Source organism: Streptomyces capitiformicae, assembly GCF_002214185.1.
In the GTDB taxonomy this organism is placed as follows: domain Bacteria; phylum Actinomycetota; class Actinomycetes; order Streptomycetales; family Streptomycetaceae; genus Streptomyces; species Streptomyces capitiformicae.
This window is the reverse complement of record NZ_CP022161.1, coordinates 6,168,919-6,192,254: the sequence shown is the minus strand read 5'-3', so window position 1 is coordinate 6,192,254 and position 23,336 is coordinate 6,168,919. Positions and strand designations below refer to the sequence as shown.

The following is a 23,336-nucleotide window of genomic DNA, read 5'->3' as shown; positions in this document are numbered from 1 at the left end:
GGGGGTCCTTACTTCACGGCGCCCACGGCGATGCCGCGGGTGAGGGTGCGTTGGAAGGCGAGGAAGAAGACGAGGGCGGGCAGGACACCGAGGAGGGCGGCCGCGTTGGTCATCGTCGCGTCCATCAGACGCTGGCCCTGGAGGACACCGAGCGCCACCGACACCGTCTGGTTGTCGTTGGAGATCAGCATGACCAGGGGGAGCAGGAACTCGTTCCAGGTCCAGATGAAGAAGAAGACCGACAGGACGCCGAGGGTGGGGCGGCTGACCGGGACGACGATCCGCCAGAGCACCTGCCACTTGCCCGCCCCGTCGATCCGGGCGGCCTCGATGATCTCGCGGGGGAACTGGCCGAGCACGGAGGACAGGAGGTACGTGCCGAAGGCCGCCTGGATCACCGTGAAGACGATGATCACGCTCAACCTGGTGTCGTACAGGCCGACTTCCTTGCTCAGGTAGTAGACCGGGTAGACCAGCGCCTCCTGCGGCAGCATGTTCGCGAGGACGAAGAAGGCGAGCACCCAGGTACGGCCCCGGACGCGGCCGATGCCGATCGCGTACGCGTTGAGGATGGACAAGGCGACGGCCAGGGCGGCTACGGAGCCGCTGATCAGGAGGGAGTTGAAGAGCTTCTGGCCGTAGTCGACGCGTTCCCAGAAGTCCTTGAGACCGTCCAGGTACATCCCTTCGGGGAGGCTGAGCGGGCCGTTCTGGGCGTACTCCGCCGGGGACTTGACCGCGTTGACGGCGACGATCAGGAACGGGACGACCATGAAGAGGGCCGCGATGACCAGGGCGACGAGCACCGGATAGCGGCGTACGGCTGTCGTCATGTGCGGAGCCCCTCCTCGGCGTCCTCGGCGCGGGTCTGGAGCCCCAGGCCGATCAGGGCCAGGGCGAGGATGATGACGGTCAGGACGGTGGAGATCGCGGCGCCGTAACCGACCTGGGTCTTCTCGAAGAACGTGGTGAAGGAGAAGTACGACGGCACGTCGGTGGCACCGCCGGGGCCGCCCTTGGTCAGGACGTACACCGCGCCGAACACCTTGAGCGCGGCGATCGTGCACCACAGCAGGACGACATGGATCTCCGGGCGGATCTGCGGCAGCGTGATGTGCCAGAAGCGGCGCCACCAGCCGGCGCCGTCCAGTTCGGCGGCCTCGTACAGCTGGGGGTCGACGCGCCCGAGCCCCGCCATGAAGACGACCAGCGGGAAGCCGAGCTGCACCCACACCATGACGCCCATGACGGACCACAGGGCGAGGTCCGGGTCGCCGAGCCAGTCCTGCTGCCAGGAGCCGAGGCCGACGGCGTCGAGGAGTTCGTTGAGGGAGCCGTTCTCGGGGGCGAGGATCCAGCTCCACACGATGCCGGCGACCGCGATCGGCAGCACCTGCGGGAGGTAGAAGCAGGCGCGCAGGACGGCGACGACCTTCGAGCCGTGGTGCTTGGCGATGTGGTCGAACAGGGCGGCGGCGAGGACGAGCCCGACCGCGGTCGGTACGGCGGCCATGGCGACCACCATGAACAGACTGTGCCGGAACGACGCCCAGAAGTCGGCGTCGTCCATCAGCTCCCGGTAGTTGGCGAGGCCCGACCACTCCGGCGTCCCCACGCCCTGCCATTCGGTGAAGCTCACCCCTGTGTTCATCAGGAACGGCACGACGATCACGGCGAGGAAGGCGAGGACGCCGGGGAGGAGGAACAGGGCGTAGGAGTCGCGGGGACGCGGGCGGCCGGGGCGGCTCTTGGTGACGGTCCGCCCTCCCCGGCCCCGCCCTTGGCCCCGGCCCCGCTCGACGGTCACCGTCACTGGATGCCTCCGAGGATGCTGCGGCCTTCAGGTCGGGGACGAATCGGTCCCCTGCGGAGCAGTGCGAGGAACGGGGATTCGCCTCCAGGGCGAAGGACCGTCCACGTGATCGGGTAGGGCCTGCGTCGTGCGTTGTGAGAGCCAAGCGCGTACACCGTGCTGAGCGAGAGCCAAGCCAGCACAGCAACTCCTTTGCTTGCAGTACCAAACCGGGCTGGTTCCAACCCGGCTGGTGTTGAGGGTGTGAGACCTGACCGTCTGCTGACCGGACGGGCAACCTGAGCCAGGAATCCCCCTGTTTCGGCTGGGGGAGGGTTCAATGCTCCGGTACGTCCTTCTCGTACGCCTCACCGATCGCGTCCAGGTAGGCGTCCGGCTCCGCGCTGCCGGTGATCAGTTTCTGGGTCTCGGAGACGAGGACGTCGTAGAAGCCGGGGACGGGCCAGTCGGGGTAGAAGGCCAGGCCGTCCTTGTCGGAGAGGGCGTTGAAGTCCGCGATGAGGTCCTTGGCCTGCGGGTCGGTGATGGCGGCCGGGTCGGCGGCCACCGGGACACCGCCCTTGTCGCCGAGCAGGTTCTGGATCTTCTCCGACATGGTGATGTCGATGAAGTCGTACGCCAGTTCCTTGTTCTTGGCGCCCTTGGGGACGACCCAGAGGTTGCCGCCGGAGCCGAGGGTGAGGTTCGTGTCGGGCCACAGGAAGGTGCCCCAGTCGAACTTGTTCTCCGCCTTGAAGCGGCCGTACCACCAGCTCCCCGAGAACAGGATCGGCGCCTTGCCCTGGATGAACGACACGCCCGCGTCCTCGGCCTTCGTGCCGCTGGACTTCTCGCTGATGTACCCCTTCTCCACCCAGTCGGCGAAGGTCTCCGCCCCGTACGTCCAGGCCGCGTCATGGAAGTCCGACTTACCCTTGTACAGCTCGTACGAGTCCACCCAGGCGCGGTCCGCCTTGCTCAGCGCCAGCTGGTACAGGTACTGCTGGGCCATGTACTCGGCGCCCGCGTTGGCGAGTGGGGTGATGCCCGCGTCCACGAACTTGTCCATGGCGGCGGTGAGTTCGGCGAGGGTGGTCGGCTCGGCGATGCCGTGCTTCTCGAAGAGGTCCTTGTTGTAGAAGACCATCGTGTACTCGGCGTAGTTCGGCACGCCGTACCAGTTGCCGGAGCCCATCACGCCGTTCGCGTCGTACTGGCTGGTGGTTCTGACGCCCGCGCTGAGCTTCTTGTCCCAGCCGCGCTTCGTGGCCTCGCCGGTGAGGTCGGTGAGGAGACCCTGCTTGGAGAGCAGTCCGGCGGTGGCGTTGCCCTTGTTGTACTCCATCAGGTCGGGCGCGTCGGAGGAGTTGAGGACCATCGGGGCGGTCTTCTGGATCTGCTCGAAACCTTTCTCCTCGAACTCGACCTTGATGCCGGGATGCGTCCTCTCGAACTCCTTGATGGCCTCCGCCCAGGCCACGCCCATCGCGCTGTCGGGGCCCTCGTAGTGCCAGAGGCGTAGGGTCTTGGCGTCGGAGGACCCGCTGTCCGAGTCACCGCAGGAGGTCAGCAGCAGGGCTCCGCTCAGAGCCACCGCGGCGACCGCCGTCGCACGCCTTCGTGCCGTCAACATCCTGTGCCTCCAGGGGAGTCGGATGGGTATCGGACGTATCTGGGCGCCACGCAGCGGCCGTACGGGTGTCGAACGGCGTAGTCGAATCGTTTCGATGCGTGACGTCGAAGCGCTTCGACGGGCGAAGTTATGTGCGAGTCGGTGGTGCGTCAATGGGGCGCGGGCAAATCGGTGGTCCTGCTGCCCGCCGTGCCGCTCGCCCTGCTGCTCGTTCTGCTGCTCGTTCTGCTACTCATCCTGTGCGAGCGGCCGAACAGGGCGAGCAGCAGGGCCGTCCCGGCGGCCAGTACCGGTACGCCGAATCCGGCGGTGTCCGGTCCCGGCCCGTGTTCCACCATCCAGCCGCCGAGTGCCGATCCGGCCGCGATTCCGCCGAGCAATCCGGTGACGGCGAGGGTCATGCCCTCGTTCAACTGGCCCTCGGGGGTGCGCCGCTGGACGATCGTCATCGCGGTGACCATGGTGGGGGCGGTGGCCATGCCGGCGAGGAGGAGGGCGGGGGCCAGGGCGAGGAGGGAGCCGAGGGTGGACGCCGTGAGCCAGGGCAGGGCCATCAGGGCCGTCATCGCGGTGAGGCAGTGGAGGAAACGGCGGTCTGCCGAGCCCTTCACTCTCAGCGCCCCGAACGCCAGGCCCGCCACGCATGACCCCGCCGCCTGCAGGCCGAGGATCACTCCCGCCGCCGGGGGGTTGTCCCGGGCGTCCGCGTAGGCGATCGTCACGACCTCCAGGGAGCCGAACACCGCGCCCATGGCGAGGAAGACGGCCAGGAGGGAGGGGAAGCCGGGGGTGCGGATCGGGGACCTCGCGGTCGTACGGCCGGTGGGGGGCGGCTCGGTCGCGCGCTGGGCGGCGAAGATCAGGACGCCGGTCATGCAGACCAGGCCGCCTGTCAGGGTGCCGGCCTCCGGGAAGAGGGTGGTGCAGAGGAAGGCCGCCAGCACCGGACCCAGCATGAAGCAGAGTTCGTCCGCCGCCTGTTCGAAGGAGTTCGCGGTGTGGAGGGCGGCCGGGTCGTCCTTCAGCAGGTGGGCCCAGCGGGCGCGGGACATGCCGCCGGTGTTGGGGGCGGTGGCGGTCGCCGCGTAGGAGGCGAACAGGGTCCAGGTGGGGGCGTTCCAGTGGACGCAGGCGATGAGGGCGAGGCTGCCGAGGAGGGCGATTGCGGTTGCCGGGACCGCGATCCTGGCCTGGCCGTGGCGGTCGACCAGGCGGGCGGTGCAGGGGGCGACCAGGGCGGTTGCGGCGAGGCCGGTCGCCACGACGGCGCCGGCGAGGGCGTAGTCGTGGCGGGCGGCGATCATGAGGATGGCGCTGACGCTGAACATGCCCATGGGGAGGCGGGCGAGGATGCCGCCCGCGGCGAAGCGGCGCGTTCCGGGGAGGCCGAACAGGTGGCTGTAGGGGGCGCGGGAGGGGGCGGGGGGTTGGGTGCGTTGGCGGGTGCGGGTTGTGTGTGGCTTGTCGCGCAGTTCCCCGCGCCCCTTGGGTCGGCGAGGGCTGAAGTCGGCCGCCACGAGTTGGTCGGCGGTGACCGTGAGCAGGGGCTTGTGGGCCCTTTCGTGGGGCGATATCGGCATGGGATCACCGTCGCCCTGCGCATGATCAACCGTCCAACACTTACTCCGTGGCCATTCACGCACCCCAGTTGTAAATTCGCCGGATGTCTGCCGCACCCCGAGCCGTCGAACCCCGTCTTCTCCGCTCCTTCCTCGCCGTCGCCGACGAGTTGCACTTCACTCGGGCCGCCGCTCGGCTCTACGTCGCTCAGCAGGCGCTCAGTCGGGACATTCGGCGGCTGGAGCGGGAGTTGGGGGCGGAGCTGTTCGTGCGGACCACTCGGCAGGTGATGCTGACGGCGGACGGGGAGCGGCTGGTGCCGTACGCACGGCGGGTGTTGGAGGCGCAGGACGAGCTGGTGAGCGCGTTTCGGCAGGCGCGGCCGCTGCTCGTGGATCTCAACTCGTCGGGGCTGGCCACCGGGCGGCGGGTGCTGCACCGGGCGCGGGAGCTCGCCCCGGAGCTGGAGCTGATGGCGCGCTACGAGAGCGGGCTGACGTACGCGGCCGCCGAGATCCTCGGCGGACGGCTCGACGTGTCGTTCGGGAGGTTCGCCGGGCTCGAACCGGCGGTGCGGGCGCGGCTCGAACAGCAGCCGGTGCGGTGCGAGCCGATGGCGGTGATCGTGCCCGAGGACCATCGGCTGGCCGCGCTGGACGTCGTGCCGCTGGCGGAGCTCGCGGGTGAGCGCGTGTACGCGGGCGCCGGGAATCCCCGTACGCCGGAGTGGACGGAGCTGGCGGAGCTGCTGTTCGAGGGGCGGGGGATCGAGGTCGCGCCGCCGGTGCCGCTCGCCGTGGGGCCGGAGGAGTTCGGTCGGCTCATGGCGAAGACGGGCACTCCCGTGCTCGCCGTCGTGGACCTTCCTCCCCTGCCGCGCACCGTGTCACGGCCGCTCGTCGATCCCGTACCGCTGTCACCTGTCTCGATGGTGTGGCGGAAGGGGCTCGCGCATCCGGGGCTCGATGCGCTGCGGCGGGCGGTGGCCGAGTTGGCGGGGGCGGAAGTATGGCTATCAATTCCAGAGGAAGGGTGGATTCCGGCCACAGATGCACTCATCATGATGAGCTTCTCCTGACATCACATCACCACACATTCCTCAAACGTTTACATGGGCACACGGGTGCGTGTGATGGGTGGGGCGCCCCGGACAGGGCGGGGGGCCCGGTCCGGTACAGGAAAGTGCGAAGGACCGGCATCGAACACGTACCCGCTTCTGTCCCGTGGGGGGAAGTGCGTGCACGTGGAGAACTGGCCGAAAGGCACCCGGGAGAACCGGTTCAACCTGCCGAAGCAGACGACGCGGTCGAACGCCGCTGATGACGAGGCGTTGCCGTCGATCACCGGTGACGAGGTGATCTGGCCCGAGGCCGCCGCCAGAACGGGGGCCGTGTCCCCGGTGGAGCGGGACTTCGGTGTGCCCCGGCAGCCGGATGCCGTCACCGCTCACCCGGCGGCACCCTGGGAACAGCCCGATCAGCCCGGCCGCAACCACGACCCGTTGGAGGTGACCGTCCAACTCGACGGCGCCGGACGGGAGGTGGCCGAAGGGCCGGGCACGGCGGCGAAGGGCGGGTCGGGCCCGCAGGATTCCGAGGGTCCCGTCTTCGTGGACGAGTCGGGGCGGCGCAGGAACCTCTACCGGCGGCTCGGTATCGCCGTCGGGACCGCCTGCGCGGCGTACGCCGTGGTCATCGTCGGCACGCTGGTGTCGGGGAACTCGGACGCGCCCTGGCTGCCGGTGCCGATGCAGAAGGACGAGCAGCCGGCGGGCAAGGTGGACACACCGCCGCTGCCGGGCGAGTCGGCCGACGACCGGTCCGACACCGCGGACGGGGGAGCGCCGGGCCCGGGCACGGGGTCGGCCGTCCCCTCGGGGGCGACGACCGCGCCGGGCGACGGCTCCCGGGGCGGGCCCTCGGGCAAGGGCAACGCCAAGAGCGGCAAGGAGCCGACGCCGTCCACCAGCGCCCAGCCCTCGGCCGGGCCCAGCGCCGGCGTCGCGCCCAAGCCGAGCACGAGCGTGCAGACTCCCACGCCCTCCGCGTCGGTGACGCCACCGTCGGGCGGCAGCCCCAGCCCCTCGGTCTCGCCCTCGCCGCCCCCGCCCTCCGAGTCCGGCGGGCCCGGCCCGGCCCCCGGCTCCGGCGACACCAACACGGTCGCCGACGGTCCGCAGACCCCGGCCCCGGTCGAGCCCGGCCCGGCCGCCCCGGAGAACCCGCAGCAGCCGCAAGACCCGCAGAACCCGGAGAAGCCCGCCTGATGTCCCGCACCCACCGCGGCGGCACGCCCTCGCGTGCCGCCCGGCGCCGCACGCGTACGACGCCCCGCTTACCGCTCCGCCACCTCCTCCCGTGCGTCATCCTCTTCGCACTGATGGCGATGCTGATGCTGCGCGGCTATGTGCACAGCGAGATCCTCGCGGACCACCGGGTACGGCCGCCCGTGGCGAACGACCGGGTGCCGAAGAAGATCCTCGACGGCGGCCCGGTGATCGACACCAGGTCGGGGCGCCGGACCAGTCTCGAAGTCCCCGACCGCGAACTCGTCCTCACCTTCGACGACGGGCCGGACCCGACGTGGACCCCCAAGGTCCTCGACGTCCTGAGGAAGCACGACGCCCACGCCGTCTTCTTCATCACCGGCACGATGGCCTCCCGCCACCCGGACCTGGTCCGGCGCATGGTCGACGAGGGCCACGAGATCGGCCTGCACACCTTCAACCACCCTGACCTCTCCCTCCAGTCCAAGGCCCGCATCGACTGGGAGCTCTCGCAGAACCAGCTCGCCCTCGCGGGCGCCGCCGGCATCCGCACCTCGCTCTTCCGGCCGCCGTACTCGTCCTTCTCCGAGCGCATGGACAACCGGACCTGGCCGGTGACCGAGTACATCGGCAGCCGTGGCTACATCACCGTCGTCAGCGACATAGACAGCCAGGACTGGAGCAGGCCCGGCGTCGACGAGATCATCCGCCGGTCCATGCCCGAGGACGGCAACGGAGGGGTCGTACTCATGCACGACTCCGGAGGCGACCGCTCGCAGACCGTCGCCGCGCTCGACCGGTACATCACAGGGCTCCAGGACAAGGGCTACGAGTTCGACACCCTCACCGGGGCGCTCGACGCCCCCAGCGCACACACGCCGGTCACCGGGGTGGGCCTGTGGAAGGGCAAGGCCTGGGTGGCGCTCGTCCAGGCCTCGGAGAAGACGACCGGCATCCTCGTCGTCGCCCTGGCCGTCATCGGCGCTCTCGTCCTCGCCCGCTTCGGACTGATGCTGATCCTGTCGGTCGCACACGCCCGCCGGGTACGCCGCCGCGCCTTCCGCTGGGGACCGAACGGCCCGGTCACCGAACCGGTCTCCGTCCTCGTCCCCGCATACAACGAGGCCAAGTGCATCGAGAAGACGGTCCGTTCGCTCGTCGCCGGCGACCACCCCATCGAGGTGCTCGTCATCGACGACGGCTCCGGTGACGGCACCGCCGACATCGTCGAGGAGCTCAGCCGCGAACTCGCCACCGACCCCGCCGTACGCCATGACGTACGTGTCGTGCGGCAGGAGAACGCGGGCAAGCCCGCCGCCCTCAACCGGGGCATCGCGAACGCCCGGCACGACCTGATCGTCATGATGGACGGCGACACGGTCTTCGAACCGTCCACCGTCCGCGAACTCGTCCAGCCGTTCGCCGACCCGCGCGTCGGCGCGGTCGCGGGCAACGCCAAGGTCGGCAACCGCGACACCCTCATCGGCGCCTGGCAGCACATCGAGTACGTGATGGGCTTCAACCTCGACCGCCGGATGTACGACATCCTGCGCTGCATGCCCACCATCCCGGGCGCCGTGGGCGCGTTCCGGCGCGAGGCGCTCGACCGGGTCGGCGGCATGAGCGAGGACACCCTCGCCGAGGACACCGACATCACCATGGCCATGCACCGCGACGGCTGGCATGTCGTCTACGCCGAGAAGGCCCGCGCCTGGACCGAGGCCCCCGAGTCCGTCCAGCAGCTGTGGTCGCAGCGCTACCGCTGGTCGTACGGCACGATGCAGGCGATCTGGAAGCACCGGGCGGCGCTGTTCGAGCGGGGCGCGTCGGGCCGCTTCGGCCGGGTCGGCCTGCCCTTGGTCTCGCTGTTCATGGTCGTGGCGCCGCTGCTCGCGCCGCTCTTCGACGTCTTCCTCGTCTACGGGCTCGTGTTCGGCCCGACCGAGAAGACGATCGCCGCGTGGCTGGGCATTCTGGCCGTCCAGGCGGTGTGCGCGGCGTACGCGTTCCACCTCGACAAGGAGCGCATGACGCATCTGCTCTCGCTGCCGCTCCAGCAACTGCTGTATCGCCAGCTGATGTACGTGGTGCTGTTGCAGTCGTGGATCACGGCACTGACCGGCGGCCGGCTGCGGTGGCAGAAGCTGCGGCGGACGGGGGCGGTGGGGCTGCCGGGTGCGCAGCCGCAGCCGCAGGAGCCGAAGACGGGGAGCCCGGTCGCATGAGCACGCTCGCCCCGGACTCCACGCCGGATTCCGCCCCGGACTCCACGCCGGTCGTCGAGAACAACACCCCCGCCCGGGACCGTTACTTCGACCTCCTCCGAGCCGTCGCCCTCTTCCGCGTGGTCCTCTACCACCTCACCGGCTGGGCCTGGCTGCCGCTCCTCTTCCCCTCCATGGGCGTGATGTTCGCGCTCGCCGGGAACCTGATGGCCCGCTCGCTGAAACGCCCGCCGGGGCAGGTGATCAGGGGCCGGATCCGCCGACTGCTGCCGCCGATCTGGCTGTTGGGGGCCGTGGGCGTGACGGGAATGGTGGCGCAGGGCTGGGGCCCGGACGCGGAGGGGCACCCCGGCTGGTGGTGGTTCCACCTCACCTACTGGATCCTCCCGATCAGCGACCCGCCGTACGCGGAGGGCCTGCCCGGAGTCCAGGGCTTCATCGGCGCGGACTGGGCCGTCGACTTCGCCGGACCCCTCTGGTACGTACGCGCCTACCTCTGGTTCGTGTTGCTGTCCCCGCTCCTGCTGCGAGCGTTGCGCGCGCGGCCGGCGGTGACGGTCCTCGCGCCGATCGCGCTGGCGGCGGCGTTCGAGCGCGGCTACCTGGACTTCCTCCCCAGCGAACGGTTCGCGTCCGGTCTGACGGACTTCAGCACGTTCGGCGCCTGCTGGATCCTGGGTATGGCCCACCAGGACGGCCTGTTGAAGCGCCTCCCGCGGTACATCGTCCCGTCGGTGGCCCCGGCCATCGCCCTCGTCGGACTCTGGTACGCCCTGAACCACGACTTCGGCGACGGCAACGACCTCGACAGCATGCCCTTCGCCCAGTCCGTCTGGTCGTTCGGCACGGTACTGCTGCTCCTGCACATCAGCCCGTCATGGTCCGAGTGGCCGGCTCGCCTGCGCCGCTGGGACGGACTGATCACCCTCTTGAACTCCCGAGCGGTGACGATCTATCTCTGGCACAACACGTGTGTCCTGGCGGCCGCGACACAGTGGGACCGCTTGTGGGACGTCGACGTGATGTGGCGTCACTTCCCCTGGCTGCTGGAGAGCCCATGGCCGGTTCTCGCCCTGACATGGGTGCTGATCACGGGCTGTGTCGTCGCCTTCGGCTGGGCGGAGGATCTGGCGGCGCGACGGAGGCCGAAGTTGTGGCCGAGCGGTGTGTACTGACCCCGTAACCAACCGCGATACGTACTTGCGTACGACTGACGGCCTGGTGGATGTTGGGGCTCGCTCGAGGCAGGTGTTTCTTGCCTCGCCGCGATGCGACCCGAGGAGTGACACCGCCGATGACCCAGCCGCCCGGTCAACCGCCGTACGACGGTTACGGATCCCAGCCGCCCCAGCAGCCGCCGTACCCCGGGCCGTACACGCCCCCGCCGGCGGCACCCGGCGGTCAGCCGCCGAACCCGTACGCGACGGGTCCGCAGCAGCCGTACGCGGGTGGCGGCCAGCCGCCGTACGGGGGCGCGCCGGGTGCGCCGGGGATGCCGGGGATGCCGGGGGCGCCCAACTACGGTCCGCAGTACGGGGGTTACCCGCCCCCGCCGCCACCCTCCGGAAGCAACGGCGGCAAGATCGCGCTGATCGTCGTCGCGGCGGTGGCGGCCATCGCGGTGCTCGGCGGCGGCATCTTCCTCCTCACCGGCGACGGCGACGAGGGGGGGACAGCCAAGCCCCGGCAGAGCGTGTCGGCGCAGGCGACCGAGTCCGAGAGCCCGACCGAGGAAGCCACCGACGCTTACTCCCCGACCCCCGACGAGAGCGACCCCGCCGGCGACTCGACCGGCACGCCGCCCGACAAGGGCGTCGAGGGCCAGTGGCAGGACGACCAGGCCAGGACCCTCACGATCGGTGAGGAGCAGTCCACCGGCGAACTCAAGGGCCAGCACGCCCTCTCCTACATCGACATGGTCGGCGGCAAGGGCCTCCTGAACGGCGTAGGCGCCTACCGCGACGACAACAACTTCCGCATGGCCCTCAAGCCCTTCGCCTCCAAGGACGTCAGCGACGAGGACATCATCTTCGGCACGGTCCGCCGCGACGGCGACGAGGTGACCATCACCTGGGAGGACGGCGGCGACACGGTAACGCTCGCCTACGTGGGCGAGGCGTCCAGCTGACCCACGCCCGTCACTCGACCGGGGGGCCGCCGAGGCCGATCTCGTTGCCGTCCGGGTCCTGGTAGGTGACCTTGCGTACACCGTTCGCGTACGTCTCCCGGCGCACGGGGTCCAGGCCCCGGCCGGTGATCCCGGCGACCCGGGCGTCCAGGTCGTCGACGAACAGGGTGTGCAGGGCGTGGCCGGCGTGCCCGGGCCGGTGCTCGATGTACAGATACCGGTGCTCCGCCAGCTCCCACACGGCCTCCGTGTCGTTCGGGATGAACGTGGGCGACGACCCGAGCAGCCGCCCGTACCAGGAGAGCGCCGCGTCGTAGTCATTGACGGGGATCCCCGCGAAGAGCTCGACAGCCATGGCCCCACCCTACGATCCCGGAGGCCGCCCGGCTGCTTTGAGCGCCTGTATGAGGGAGCGGAGGGGGGTGCGGGTGGTGGTGAGGACGGTGTGGGGGGTGTCGCTTTCGCGGAGGTGGATCTCGGCTGGGGTGGCGGCGACGTGGAGGCAGTTGGAGGCGTCGCCGCAGTACGTGGACTTCTGCCAGTGAAGCCTGAACATGCCGGTGCCTCTCATAGATCGTTCGCGATGCTGTGGATCAGGTCGCGTGACTTCTCCGGGGTTAGGGCGCAATTGTCCAGCCTGTCCATCACTGATCGGTACTTCGTCAACTGAGCTTCGCTCGGCGGGTGTAGGAACATCCCGGCATGGACAACTGCGACAGTCATCAGACCGTGCAATCGCCGCGGATACGGCCCGGGGATCGGGTGCGGATCGTCTCTCCAGCCAGTCCACCCAGCCGCGAGGGAGTCGCCCGTGGCGTCGAGCTACTGACGTCATGGGGGCTTCGGGTTGAGTTGGGCGAGCACGTCTTCGACCAATGGGGGTATATGGCTGGCCGAGATGAGGATCGCGTCTTCGACCTGAACTCCGCGTTCGGAGACCCGGGAGTCCGCGCGGTGCTTGCCACCCGGGGCGGCAAAGGCGCCTACCGCATCGTCGACGACCTGGACATCGACGCCCTGCGGCGCGACCCAAAACCCTTGGTCGGCTTCAGCGACATCACCCACCTCCACCTTGCCCTGTGGGCGCGGTGCGGTCTGGCCTCGCTGCATGGCCCGTTCGTCAACTGGAGCGACGAATGGTCCGGGCCGGCGTCGGCTGAAGCCCTTCGCCGCGCGCTGATGACCATCGACCCTGTCATCATCCACCGGGACACCAGCCAAGCCAGCGCGGCAGTCACCGTCGAGGGCACCGCGACCGGTGTCTTGGTCGGCGGCAACCTTGACGCGATCCGCACCGAGGCCGGAGCCGGTCTGCCGAGCCTTGAGGGGGCGATCCTCTTTCTCGAACACCAGAGAGGCACAGGGCTGGGAGAGGTCGACCGCGCACTGACCCAGCTGACCCGTACTGGGGCTCTGGAGGGGCTGTGCGGTGTCGCACTTGGCCAGTTCCTCGGCTTCGACCAGGATGCCGATGATCCAACCCTGGGGGGATGGGGCATCGCCGACGTACTGCGCGACCGGCTGACGCGCCTGGGTGTTCCTGTTCTCGGCGGACTCCCTGCCGGACACGGCCTCCACCCTCCGACCATCCCGCTTGGCACTCAGGCCACGATCGACACCGCCGAAGGAACCTTGACGGTTCAGCCAGCAGTCGCCTGACCGTCGACCGCCTTACCCGGCGTGCAAGGCCCACGCAGCGGTGATTGATCGGCCAGTCACGCGGCAATGTGAATCTTGGTGGTCAGTCCGCCGCGTGACCTGCCGAGGGCTTCGCCCGGGGCACCGCCCCCTCCAGGAGGCCGTGTCGCATCATGCTGGCCGACAGTCGCCGTCCTGGCCTTCGGCGGCCCTCTTTTGAAGGGCTCGGCGGCGCGGGCGGTGGAGTTTGAGGTGCTCCTGCGGCGTGTTGGTGAGCGCGCGTGACGGTGGAGTCGACGTTGATGTTCCAGTCGATGCCGCCTTCGGTGTCGGCGGCGGACTGGACGTGCCGGAGGAGCTTTTCCCAGGTGCCGTCGGCCGACCACAGCAAGTGCCGCTTGTGGACGGTCTTCCACGGGCCGAAGCGTTCGGGCAGCTCCCGCCACTGCACCCCTGTGCCCAGCCGGTGAATGATCCCGTTGATCACCTGCCGGTGATCGCGCCACCGGCCGCACCGGTTGTTGCTCACTGGCAGCAGCGGCTCGAGCACTGCCCACTCGCCGTCCGTCAGATCCCCCCGACTCAACATGGCCAGCCCCACGGTCTCCCTGCTCGCAGCGATACGGCTATTCGATGACCGCGGTGGCTTCGACCTCCACCAGGAGGTCCGGTTCCCCCAGTGCCGCAACTCCCAGAAGGGTGATCGGCTTGACCGGGTCGATGCCGAGCTTCGCCGCCGCGCGGCCCACGCCCTCACCCAGCAGCGGCATCTTCTCGGGACTCCAGTCGACGACGTAGATGGTCAGCTTCGCCACGTCATCGAAGGAGCCACCGATCCCGGCCAGAGCGGTGGCGACATTGAGATAGCACTGCTCGACCTGAGCGGCGAAGTCTCCGTCGCCCACGGGCCGGCCGTCGGCGTCGCGGGCGACCTGCCCCGCCAGGAACACCAGCTTCGATCCGGTGGCGACCGACAGCTGCCGGTAGACATCGGGCTTCGGCAACCCCTCGGGATTGACCAGGGTCACGGACATGAACGGCCTCTTCCTCTTGGCGTCAGGAACAGCAAGACCAGCACCCATGAAAGCATAGCGGCGCTATGTATTGTGGAGTCATGGCGAGGACGAAAGACCCAGCGGTCCGCTCCCTGCTGCTCGACCGGGCCGCACAAATGCTGCGGACGAGGCAACCGGTCACACTCCGCACCCTGGTCGCCGGAACCGGCGTGTCAACGATGGCCGTCTACACCTACTTCGGTGGTATGGACGGCCTGTGGAAGGCATTGCGGCAAGAAGGCTTCACACGCCTGGCCGCCCAACTCGCAGCCGTCAAAATGTCTGCGGACCCGGTACGAGACCTCGCTGCCCTGGGCGCCGCCTACCTGGCCAACGCCTTGGAGAACCCCGATCTCTACCGCGTCATGTTCGACACGGGCTTCGACCTCGAAGACACCAGCGCCGCGGACGAAACCCTGGACTGCCTCGTCCGCGCCATCGACCGGGCCAAGACGAACAGCCGCTTCCATGACGAGGTCGACCCGCTGGAACTGGCAACACAAAGCTGGACCATTGGCCACGGACTCGCCTCACTCGTCGCCACAGGCCCCCTGCCGCACCAGGCACTCACTCACGGCGTGCCCATGCTGACCGCACTGTTCACCAGCGCAGGAGACCAACCCGGCCGATGTCGCCAGTCGGTCGAGCGTGGCTGGGGACGGATATTCCCAGCCACGCCCGGTTCTCGTGATCGGAGCGACAGGCCCTAGTAGTGCTTCGTTACGTTGAGTGATCTCGGCTGATTGTGGGCAGCTTCCCGGGGTGAGGTTGGGGGAAGTGCGCCGGACTCCATCTCCGCGCAGCAACCATCTGGATCGGCAGCCTCTGCAAGCCTGTTGATCACAACTGAAGACAGGCCCTAGGCCGAAGGCCATCAGCAGGACGATGGTGAGGAACATGGCCGCCCCGAGCCAGGCCAGGGCCCGGGAGGCGCGCAGGCCGTAGCCGGACAGCGCCCAGTACGCGGTCAGCAGCCCCCGTTCGCTGCGGGGGATGTCGTCGGCGTGGCGGCGCATCTGTCGGGTAGGCCCCGCCCCTCTCGGGACGAGGCCCCCCTCAGAACCGTGCGTGCGGGTTTCCCCGCACACGGCTCAAGCAGACCGCGGGGACAGCACGTGATTCTGCTGTTGACCGTAATCATGGGAGACGTGGTGCCTCCTATGACAGTCGGAGTGGACCAAGGCTTGGTTGGACACATGATCCGACCCACCGCGCGAGCGGTAGATCAGATGGTGCTTGTGAATCGTCCGGTAGCTGGCGTGGAACCAGTTGGCCCAGTCACGGACTGAATCTGGTTCATAGGTTGCCCCGTCGGTCAGGTCAAGTCCGCACAACGGACAGATTCCCCTTTGCTTGGCTGCGAGGTTGACGGCCAACTTGCCGTCAGCTTGGGGGTGTTTACGCTTGCGCGTTCGTTCCCGCCAATACTCCGCCAGGTCCGGGTCATCCTTGGACGCTTCACCTTTCACCATCACGTGGCGTTTGATGTTGGTCCATGCGAATTTGCCCATAAAAGCACCGGTCTCCTTGTCTCCGAAGACCCAGTTGTCCTGTCGGGTTGGGTTGAAGCGGCCGAAGTACGCGTTCTTGACCCAACTGCGTGACTTCTTCGCATGCCTCTTCTTGCCCCACCTGTACTGGCGCTTGTACATCCACCAATCCAGCTTGTTGAACGTCTCGCTGGATACGGCGCTCCGGTAGTAGGTGGACCAACCCTTGATCAGAGGGTTCACATTGCGGATCAGATCCGTTGTTCTGGCGCCGGCCATACGCTGGCACCGGCCAGTGATCTCCCTCTTGACCTTCTGTACCGCTGCCTTGCTGGGTTTGATCAGGAGCTTGTCGCCATACCTTCTGACATTGAAGCCGAGGAAGTCGAACCCTTTGGACGCGTGGACCACCTGGGTCTTCTCGTCGTTGAAGGTCAGCCCTCTCGGTTCCAGCCATTCGGTGAGCTTCTCCTTGATCTGCCACGCTTCAGCTTCCGTCGCACACATGACGACGAAGTCGTCGGCATAGCGCACCAGTGTCGGGATGTTCTTCCGAGACCTCTGCAACTGCGTGAGGCTCGGATCGTATCCGGCAGCGGTTTCCATGCCATGGAGTGCGATGTTGAGCAGCAGGGGGCTGATCACCCCGCCCTGCGGCGTTCCCTCCTCGGTGGGAGCGAACCTGCCGTTCTCCATTACCCCAGCCTTCAGCCATCCTTCGATCTCTCGGCGAGCCGGGAAATTATCGATAGCATTCAGCAGGCGATCATGGTTGATGCGGTCGAACGCGCTGGACAGGTCAGCGTCCAGGATCCAGAGCTTCTTCGCGCCCTTGCGGGCCAGGGTCTGGAAGATCGCGCCGACCGCATCATGGCACCCTCGTCCGGGACGGAAGCCATAGCTCCGCCCTTCGAAACGTGCTTCCCATTCCGGCTCCAGGGCGTTCTTCACCCTGGCCTGCTCCACTCGGTCGCGAATAGTAGGAATTCCGAGTGGACGCTTCTTGCCGTTCGCCTTGGGAATATGCACTCGCCGCACCGGTAATGGCCTGAACCGTGGCTCCTCAGTTAACTCCCGCAGGAGCTTTCCTCGTTGCTCATCGTTGACCACCACCGTCCTGTCGATTCCAGGCGTGCGGCGTCCTGCGCTGAGTTGTGTCACTCGGCGGATTGATACCACCGTGTTGCTTCGTGATCGCAGCATCAGCTTCTGCAGATTCCTGACCCTTTTCGGGTCCTCTTCTCGTGCCGCCTTGAAGATCCGCTGCCTTAGTCGCCGCACGTCCGCTTCTGCCTTAGCCCAGTCTGTACTGCGCCATTGCTCGGCGTCGCTCAGGGCCATTGTCACGTCAGCCGCCTCAGATTCCGTCGCAGCGTTCACCTCGGTCACCTCCGTGTCCACTCCGGTCTCCTGACTTTCGGTCTCTTTGCGTTGGCATCTTCAAAGGTCCACCAGGCCCGCGTCAGCTCGCTTTCGCGCCCCGACATACGTCTGGTATCCGCCGAGTTATAGGCGGCGGCTGAGGTGCCGCGCTCCGCCCTTTCCTCTGGGCTTTCACCCCAGCGGCATTCGCTTCTCGGGCCTTCCTTCGCCCGCAGAGGAGTTGTGCTTCCGTTACCGTCCGCCGACCGGTCGTGCGACCGGACCTCTACGGGGTTGTCCTGTTCCGCTCCATCCAGATACGAGCTGGGCGGGTGCCTCCTATATCCCGGGACCACGGTGACCCCACACGACGCAAATGCGGACCGCCGTGCCGTGTCTGCTTCTCAGCAGTAGTCCTGTGTCGGTGTTCTGCACTGTTCCGACATCTACGGTTACGAGACCTCGTCAGAGGTTCACTTGCGTTCACCCTTCAGCTCTCCCCCTTGGCCCTGTAACTCGCAACAGCCTGCGTGTTCTTGGGGCTTCTTCACGAGGGCTTCGCACAGGTCCGTTACCGGTCCTGCACGCCTCGCCGGGGGCCCGCCACCTTGGTCACTTGGCGGGGAAGATCTCCTTCCTCTGGAATGTCTTCACTGGACCTGAGCGGCTTTCAGGCCGCACCCATCTCCCCGTAGTAGAAGTCCGCCGCCCCCGGTTCGTGCTTGCCATCCTCATACGCCTTGCGCAGTGCCCGGTATACCGGCGCCAGTTGCAACGGCCCGACCCGCCCCGCACCCAGAACCGCCACGTTCCAGCCCCGTACCGCACCCGGCTGGCCAGCACGCCAGTGGTGTTCCTCGGCCAGGACGCGCCGCTCGGTGAACCGCACAGGCGGCCAACGCCGCCAGCGCACAATGGGCGGAGCCATGTCGAAGGTACAGGCGCCCTCCAGCCTCAGTTGGTCCAGGTTCACCGTGCCGGCGAACAGACATCCCGACAGATCCAGGTCAGACAGAACCAGGTGGGCTGCATCCACCCCACGCAGCGACGCCACCCGCACCCCAGGCCCGGGCGCGCTAGAAAAGAGATCGCCCACCAGCGCGTTGGCGCGTACGAACGGATCCGGCTCGGCGGCGATCGTGAGGGGGTACTCGAACACAGCATGAGAGAAGTCCACCGTGGCGTAGCGCAGGCGGATCTCCGCTGTCGATGACCAGCGGGTGCGACGGCATTCCAGACGGCGCGTTGCGAATGAGAGGGTCACCGGGCCACCGAACTTCGCGCCGGACAGCACAATCCGCCCAGCACACACCAATGGTCCAACCATGTCGGCATCCACGAAGGTTGCCGACCCGAACATGGCGTCACCCTCGAAGGTTGCCGACCCGAACCTGGCGTCGCCCTTGAAGATCGCCCACCCGAAATCGGAGCGACCCTTGAAGATCGCCCACCCGAACTCGGAGCGACCCTTGAAGGTCGCCGACCCGAACTCGGCTGTGCTGTGGAAGCTCGCTAACCTGAACTCGGCTGTGCTGTGGAAGGTCACCGACTCGAACCAGGCGCTGCCCTTGAAGGTCGCCGATCCGAACTCGGCTCTGTCTCGGAAGGTCGCCAATCCGAAACTGGCGCTGCTATTGAAAGTGGCTGACTCGTACTCGGCCTCGTTGTTGAGGGGCGCCGACCCAAACCAGGCGAGGCCCATGAAGGTCGCCGACCTGAAACTGGCGTCGCGCTCGAAGGTCGCTGACTTGAACCCGGCGGCACCCTCGAAGATCGCTGACTTGAACCCGGCTCGGTCCTCGAAGGTAGCCGATCCGAAATCGGCGTGGTCCTTGAAGGTCGCTGACTCGAACCAGGCGAAGTCCTTGAAGGTCGCGTTGAACCCGGCCGAGCTCTCGAAGGTTGCCGACCCGAACATGGCGTAGTCCTCGAAGGTCGCCCGCCCGAACCGGGCGACGTCCTTGAAGGTCGCTGACTCGAACCCGGCTCGGCCCTCGAAGGTCGCCGACTCGAACCCGGCGGCACCCTCGAAGGTCGCCGACAAGAACCCGGCGGAGCCTAAGCGGGCGTTACCGGTTGCGGGGTCACGGAGGGCGTTGAGGACGGCGTTGAGGAGGGATTCACTGAAGGTGGTGCCCCGGTGGTCGATGCTGGCGCCGGGAGTCAGGCCGGCCAGGTAGGCGTCGCGTTCCGCGTCGGCCAGGTGGGCGAGGCACGCAGTGTGGCCTGAGACGTGGATGCCGCGGCACCCAACGGGGTCGGAAGCAGGGTCTGCTCCGTGTGCGCAGTGCGGCCAGGTTGGCGGTTCGGATGTGCTCATGGTGCGGCGGCTCCACAGGTGTCGGGTGCCCGTACGGACGCGCTGGGGACGGGAGCGGTTCACGCTCGACACTGACGGGCAGCGCCGGGGATCGGCTCTCACGTTGCGAACATGCCGTATATGCCTGAACAACCCGTCGATATCTGTCAGGCACGGTGCACTAAGGCGCGCACATGCCTCACATGCCTTCTCCGAACTAAGCCGTATCGGCGTGCGCACGGCGGAGAACGAACCCTGCGCCATCGTTATCTACGCTATCGGCAGTAGGCCCAGGTCAAGCTGGTGACGTGAGGTCAGGCATGTGAGGCACCCTGCCGGGCGAGATCGACCTGCTGGTCGCCGACCCGTCCCGGGGACGGCTGTGGGTGATTGAGGCGAAGGCCCCTCACAGGACGATCAGCAGTCACGGCGTTCGCCCAGCTTCTGGACCGGTTTGTCCACTACCACAAGAAGCTCCTGCGAAGGCCCGGGTCGTCTCCGGCCACACGGCAGCAGCACGGGCCTGCAGAGTTGACACCCCACAAGCTGGAAGGCCCGGTGTTCGTCACCCAATGTTATCTCTTATCCATTTGTGTAGTGGCAGGTCAAGAGGGTGATGCGGGTCCAGGGAAGTAGGGCATGGCAGGCGGTGCGTCAGGCCGGGGCCATGAGGGTCACGGGCCCGGCCTGACGTCCCTAGTGGTCGGGGTGTGGGTCTAGATGAGCCAGTCCAGGAGCCAGGTGATGATGGCGCGGAGGGTGCCGGAGATAGCAGCGGCCATAGCTGCTGCAGCAAGGGCGAGGCGTTCGCGGCGGGACAGACGCGTGCGGGACATGACGTCCTCCACGGGTGTAGTAAGTGGATGGGGCAGCCGGCCGGCCTGCTGTCCACGTTCAGCCCTTGGGGGAGATCGACTCCGAGTTGCGACGTGCCGTCAACGGCCGCATCGGTTGCTGCTGTTCACGCGGTGGCGCGGTACGGGATCGGGGACGATGATGCGATGAGTGGCGACATCGGGTATGGCCGGCCGGGCCCGGAGGGCAGCCCGAAGCGGGCAAGGTCGCTGAAGCGAGCACGAGTGGGATGGCCGCCGGCGCTTCGTGAGCTCAAGGAGCTGCTGTACGAGGTGTACCTGGCAGCGGGCGCCCCCAGCCTGGATGAGATCACCGGGGACATCGCCCGCGACAACACCCTGAAGGGCTCGCCCAGCCGGGACACGATCCGCCACGTCATCACCCACGGCGAGCGGTCTGGCCAGCAGGCCGATGTGGTGTCTGTGGCCACGGTGCTGGCCCGCCGGGCCGTATGGGATGCACCGGATCTCGTGGGGCGGGTGCGTGGTCTCTGGGTACAGGCCGGGCTGGCGCGGGGGGCAGGGCGCACGATCAGCGAGCTGCGCGGTGATGTCCGGCTCGTCCTCGACGGAGGCCTTGGGATCCACCCTGCGCCGGACACAGGCGGTGCGAGCGAGCGGTTCGGGATCCTACCCGCCTATGTCCCGCGGGACATCGACGCACGCCTGAAGACCGTGGTCGACGCCGCCGTGGCCGGACACAGCGGGATCGCGGTCCTGGTCGGAGGATCGTCCACCGGCAAGACCCGCGCCCTGTGGGAGGCCGTCGGCGGACTGCCGGAAGGTTGGCGGGTGTGGCATCCCCTCACCCCCACAGCCCCTGACGCGGCCTTGGCCGCGTTGCCGGAGGTTGCCCCGAAGACGGTGGTGTGGCTCAACGAAGCCCAGCACTACCTCGATCCGGAGCCGCTCGGTGAGAGCGTCGCGGCAGGCCTGCGGGAGTTGTCGAACGATCCCTTACGGGCTCCTGTCCTGGTCCTGGGCACCTTGTGGCCCGGCCACTGGGACACCCTGACGACCCGCACCACCATCGACCGGCATGCCGGCGCCCGCGCACTACTCTGCGGGCACAAGATCGACGTGCCGGACGCATTCACACCGGCCGATCTGGCCGCACTCAACTCCATCGCCAATGCCGACTCCCGGCTCACCCAGGCCGCCCAGCACGCAGAAGGCGGCCAGATCACCCAGTATCTGGCCGGCGTGCCATACCTGATGGACCGCTACAGCGCGGCGAGGGGCGCCACGCGGGCCCTCATTCATGCTGCGATGGATGCCCGCCGCATGGGCGCCAGCCTCCATATCCCGCTGGACTGGCTCGCCGACGCCGTCCCCGGCTACCTCACCGACGCTGAGTACCGCGACCTCGACGACGACTGGCTGACCAAGGCCCTCGCCTACGCCACCACCCCCTGCAACGGCATCCCCGGCATCCTCACCCCCGCCCCCACCCGAGGCCCCCGCAACCAGCGCGCCCGCCGCCGGCCCGCCGCGAGCGCCACTCACATCGAACGGCTGGTCCCCAAGCCACAGGGGCCGCGCTACCTGCTGGCCGACTACCTCGACCAGCACGGCCGCCACCACCGCGCCGATACCATTCCGCCCATCGACTTCTGGAAGGCAGCCGCCCAGCATGCCCACCCTAACGACCTGACCGAACTCGGCCACGCCGCTTGGGCCCGCGGCCTATACCGCGACGCCGCCCAACTCCACAAGAACGCCATCACCCACGGCTACACCTACGTCGCGGCCCCCCTCGTCGACCATCTGTTTCTCGTGCACCCCACGGATCCCCGCCCCGCCCAATGGGCCGCCGCAAACGTCGTCCCCGTCGCCTCCTACGCCGTCGAAAGGCTGGTGCACGCGCTGCGGGAGTCCGGGGCGCATGAGCAGGCCACCGAACTTGCCGAGCGGGCTGCCGCGCACACCACCGAACTGGCCGAGCAGGCTGTCACGCGCACCACCAACGTCACCCCGGAAGAGGCGGCCCGGATGGCCGAGCAGTGGGACGCAATGATGGCCCGCGACCCCCACGTTGCCTACGAGCGCGCCATCGCCGAGCTGGAGGACGCGCTACGGGATGCCGGGGCACATGAGCAGGTCACTGCACTGGCCGAGTGGGATGCTGCACACACCACCGCCGCTAAATCGCTCGCCGCCGCCTGTTTGATGATCATGCTGCGGGAGGATGGGGCGCATGACCAGGTCACCGCACTGGCTGAGTGGGCCGCGGCGCACACCGCCCTCGACCACCCGTACGCCGTCGCCAGGCTGCTGGACGCGCTGCGGGAGGTCGGGGCGCATGAGCAGGTCACCGCACTGCTGGCGCGCGATCCCGCCACACACACCGCCCTCGACAACCCGGAAGAGGTCGCCTGGCTGCTGATCTCGCTGCGGGAGGATGGGGCGCATGAGCAGGTCACCGCACTGGCCGAGAAGGCCGCCGCGCACACCGCCCTCGACGAACCGGAAGCCGTCGCTTTGTTACTGAACGGGCTGCGGGAGGTCGGGGCGCATGAGCAGGTCACCGCACTGCTGGCCCGCGATCCTGCCACGCACGCCGCCCTCGACCACCCGTACGCCGTCGCCAGGCTGCTGGACGCGCTGCGGGAAGCCGGGGCGCATGAGCAGGTCACCAAACTGCTGGCCCGCGATCCTGCCACGCACACCTCCCTCGACAACGTGCTGTACGGCGGCGTCCACATGCTTGTGAATGCGCTGCGGGAGGCTGGGGCGCATGAGCAGGTCACCGCACTGGCCAAGCGGCTTCCTGCCAGAGGACAGTTCCATGCGTTCATGGCCCTGGACGGAAACCGGGAGCAGTTCCGGTTCGGACGTGAGCCTGATGGGAGTGCCGCCCCATCGTGGACATGGGATGACATGGACTGAACCAGCACAGGCCCCGAAACAGATCACCAGATCCCAGAGATCGCCAACATGCCTGAGACCCTTTCGGATATCCGTCAGGCACGTTGCTGAGCTCCAACATGCCTGTCGCCCGCTCGACACCCGAGATAAACAATGCCGCGCTGTC

17 protein-coding genes and 1 pseudogene are annotated in these 23,336 nt (G+C 68.0%); 8 read left to right on the top strand and 10 right to left on the bottom strand.

Annotated elements, in window-relative coordinates:
• Positions 1–8: 8 nt before the first annotated feature.
• From CES90_RS27600 to CES90_RS27585, 4 genes are all read right to left on the bottom strand, one after another.
• A complete protein-coding gene (locus tag CES90_RS27600; protein ID WP_189786818.1) occupies positions 9–833 on the bottom strand; it encodes a carbohydrate ABC transporter permease in 825 nt (274 codons plus the stop codon).
• The gene (locus CES90_RS27595) at positions 830–1,813 is read right to left on the bottom strand and encodes a carbohydrate ABC transporter permease (protein ID WP_189786817.1); all 984 of its coding nucleotides are present in this window, start codon (positions 1,811–1,813) and stop codon (positions 830–832) included. The genes CES90_RS27600 and CES90_RS27595 overlap by 4 nt, the downstream gene beginning before the upstream one ends.
• A gap of 316 nt (positions 1,814–2,129) precedes the next feature.
• A complete protein-coding gene (locus CES90_RS27590; RefSeq protein ID WP_189786816.1) occupies positions 2,130–3,425 on the bottom strand; it encodes an ABC transporter substrate-binding protein in 1,296 nt (431 codons plus the stop codon).
• 149 nt (positions 3,426–3,574) lie between these two features.
• Positions 3,575–5,005 (bottom strand): MFS transporter, encoded by a 1,431-nt coding sequence (locus CES90_RS27585; protein WP_189786815.1) that lies wholly within the window; start codon positions 5,003–5,005, stop codon positions 3,575–3,577.
• 83 nt (positions 5,006–5,088) lie between these two features.
• Between CES90_RS27585 and CES90_RS27580 the strand changes: the two genes are divergently transcribed.
• The 5 genes from CES90_RS27580 (at position 5,089) to CES90_RS27560 (ending at position 11,604) form a co-directional block, all read left to right on the top strand.
• On the top strand, positions 5,089–6,063 hold the full coding sequence (locus tag CES90_RS27580) for a LysR family transcriptional regulator (RefSeq protein WP_189786814.1): 975 nt from the start codon (positions 5,089–5,091) through the stop codon (positions 6,061–6,063).
• A gap of 165 nt (positions 6,064–6,228) precedes the next feature.
• Positions 6,229–7,251: a hypothetical protein gene (locus CES90_RS27575; protein WP_232791332.1), complete on the top strand. Its 1,023-nt coding sequence runs from the start codon at positions 6,229–6,231 to the stop codon at positions 7,249–7,251.
• Positions 7,248–9,476, top strand: coding sequence for a glycosyltransferase (locus CES90_RS27570; protein ID WP_373313563.1), 2,229 nt, complete (start codon positions 7,248–7,250; stop codon positions 9,474–9,476). The genes CES90_RS27575 and CES90_RS27570 overlap by 4 nt, the downstream gene beginning before the upstream one ends.
• Entirely contained in the window at positions 9,473–10,651 is a 1,179-nt protein-coding gene (locus tag CES90_RS27565; RefSeq protein ID WP_189786812.1) for an acyltransferase family protein, read from the top strand. Before CES90_RS27570 ends, CES90_RS27565 begins: the two co-directional genes overlap by 4 nt.
• A 119-nt stretch (positions 10,652–10,770) precedes the next feature.
• Positions 10,771–11,604: a hypothetical protein gene (locus CES90_RS27560; RefSeq protein ID WP_189786811.1), complete on the top strand. Its 834-nt coding sequence runs from the start codon at positions 10,771–10,773 to the stop codon at positions 11,602–11,604.
• 10 nt (positions 11,605–11,614) lie between these two features.
• Here CES90_RS27560 and CES90_RS27555 read toward each other — a convergent pair whose 3' ends face one another.
• Positions 11,615–11,959 (bottom strand): VOC family protein, encoded by a 345-nt coding sequence (locus tag CES90_RS27555; RefSeq protein ID WP_189786810.1) that lies wholly within the window; start codon positions 11,957–11,959, stop codon positions 11,615–11,617.
• Between the two features lie 9 nt (positions 11,960–11,968).
• Positions 11,969–12,160, bottom strand: coding sequence for a DUF397 domain-containing protein (locus CES90_RS27550; RefSeq protein ID WP_189786809.1), 192 nt, complete (start codon positions 12,158–12,160; stop codon positions 11,969–11,971).
• Between the two features lie 146 nt (positions 12,161–12,306).
• Here CES90_RS27550 and CES90_RS27545 point away from each other — a divergent pair, with 146 nt between their 5' ends.
• Positions 12,307–13,263: a S66 peptidase family protein gene (locus CES90_RS27545; RefSeq protein ID WP_189786808.1), complete on the top strand. Its 957-nt coding sequence runs from the start codon at positions 12,307–12,309 to the stop codon at positions 13,261–13,263.
• 59 nt (positions 13,264–13,322) lie between these two features.
• On the opposite strand, the pseudogene CES90_RS27540 reads toward CES90_RS27545, so the two are convergent.
• Positions 13,323–13,828: pseudogene (locus CES90_RS27540) on the bottom strand (IS5 family transposase); the annotation flags it as partial.
• Positions 13,829–13,868: 40 nt separating this feature from the next.
• Positions 13,869–14,276, bottom strand: a complete 408-nt coding sequence (locus CES90_RS27535; RefSeq protein ID WP_189786806.1) for a RidA family protein — start codon at positions 14,274–14,276, stop codon at positions 13,869–13,871.
• 200 nt (positions 14,277–14,476) lie between these two features.
• Between CES90_RS27535 and CES90_RS27530 the strand changes: the two genes are divergently transcribed.
• On the top strand, positions 14,477–15,007 hold the full coding sequence (locus CES90_RS27530; RefSeq protein ID WP_229914281.1) for a TetR/AcrR family transcriptional regulator: 531 nt from the start codon (positions 14,477–14,479) through the stop codon (positions 15,005–15,007).
• 381 nt (positions 15,008–15,388) lie between these two features.
• On the opposite strand, the gene ltrA is transcribed toward CES90_RS27530, so the two are convergent.
• A complete protein-coding gene (ltrA, locus tag CES90_RS27525) occupies positions 15,389–17,188 on the bottom strand; it encodes a group II intron reverse transcriptase/maturase (protein WP_229914264.1) in 1,800 nt (599 codons plus the stop codon).
• A gap of 631 nt (positions 17,189–17,819) precedes the next feature.
• Positions 17,820–19,469, bottom strand: coding sequence for a pentapeptide repeat-containing protein (locus CES90_RS27520; RefSeq protein WP_189786713.1), 1,650 nt, complete (start codon positions 19,467–19,469; stop codon positions 17,820–17,822).
• Positions 19,470–20,449: 980 nt separating this feature from the next.
• Here CES90_RS27520 and CES90_RS27515 point away from each other — a divergent pair.
• Complete coding sequence (locus CES90_RS27515; protein ID WP_189786714.1) at positions 20,450–23,191, top strand: ATP-binding protein; 2,742 nt, start codon at positions 20,450–20,452, stop codon at positions 23,189–23,191.
• Positions 23,192–23,336 lie beyond the last annotated feature (145 nt).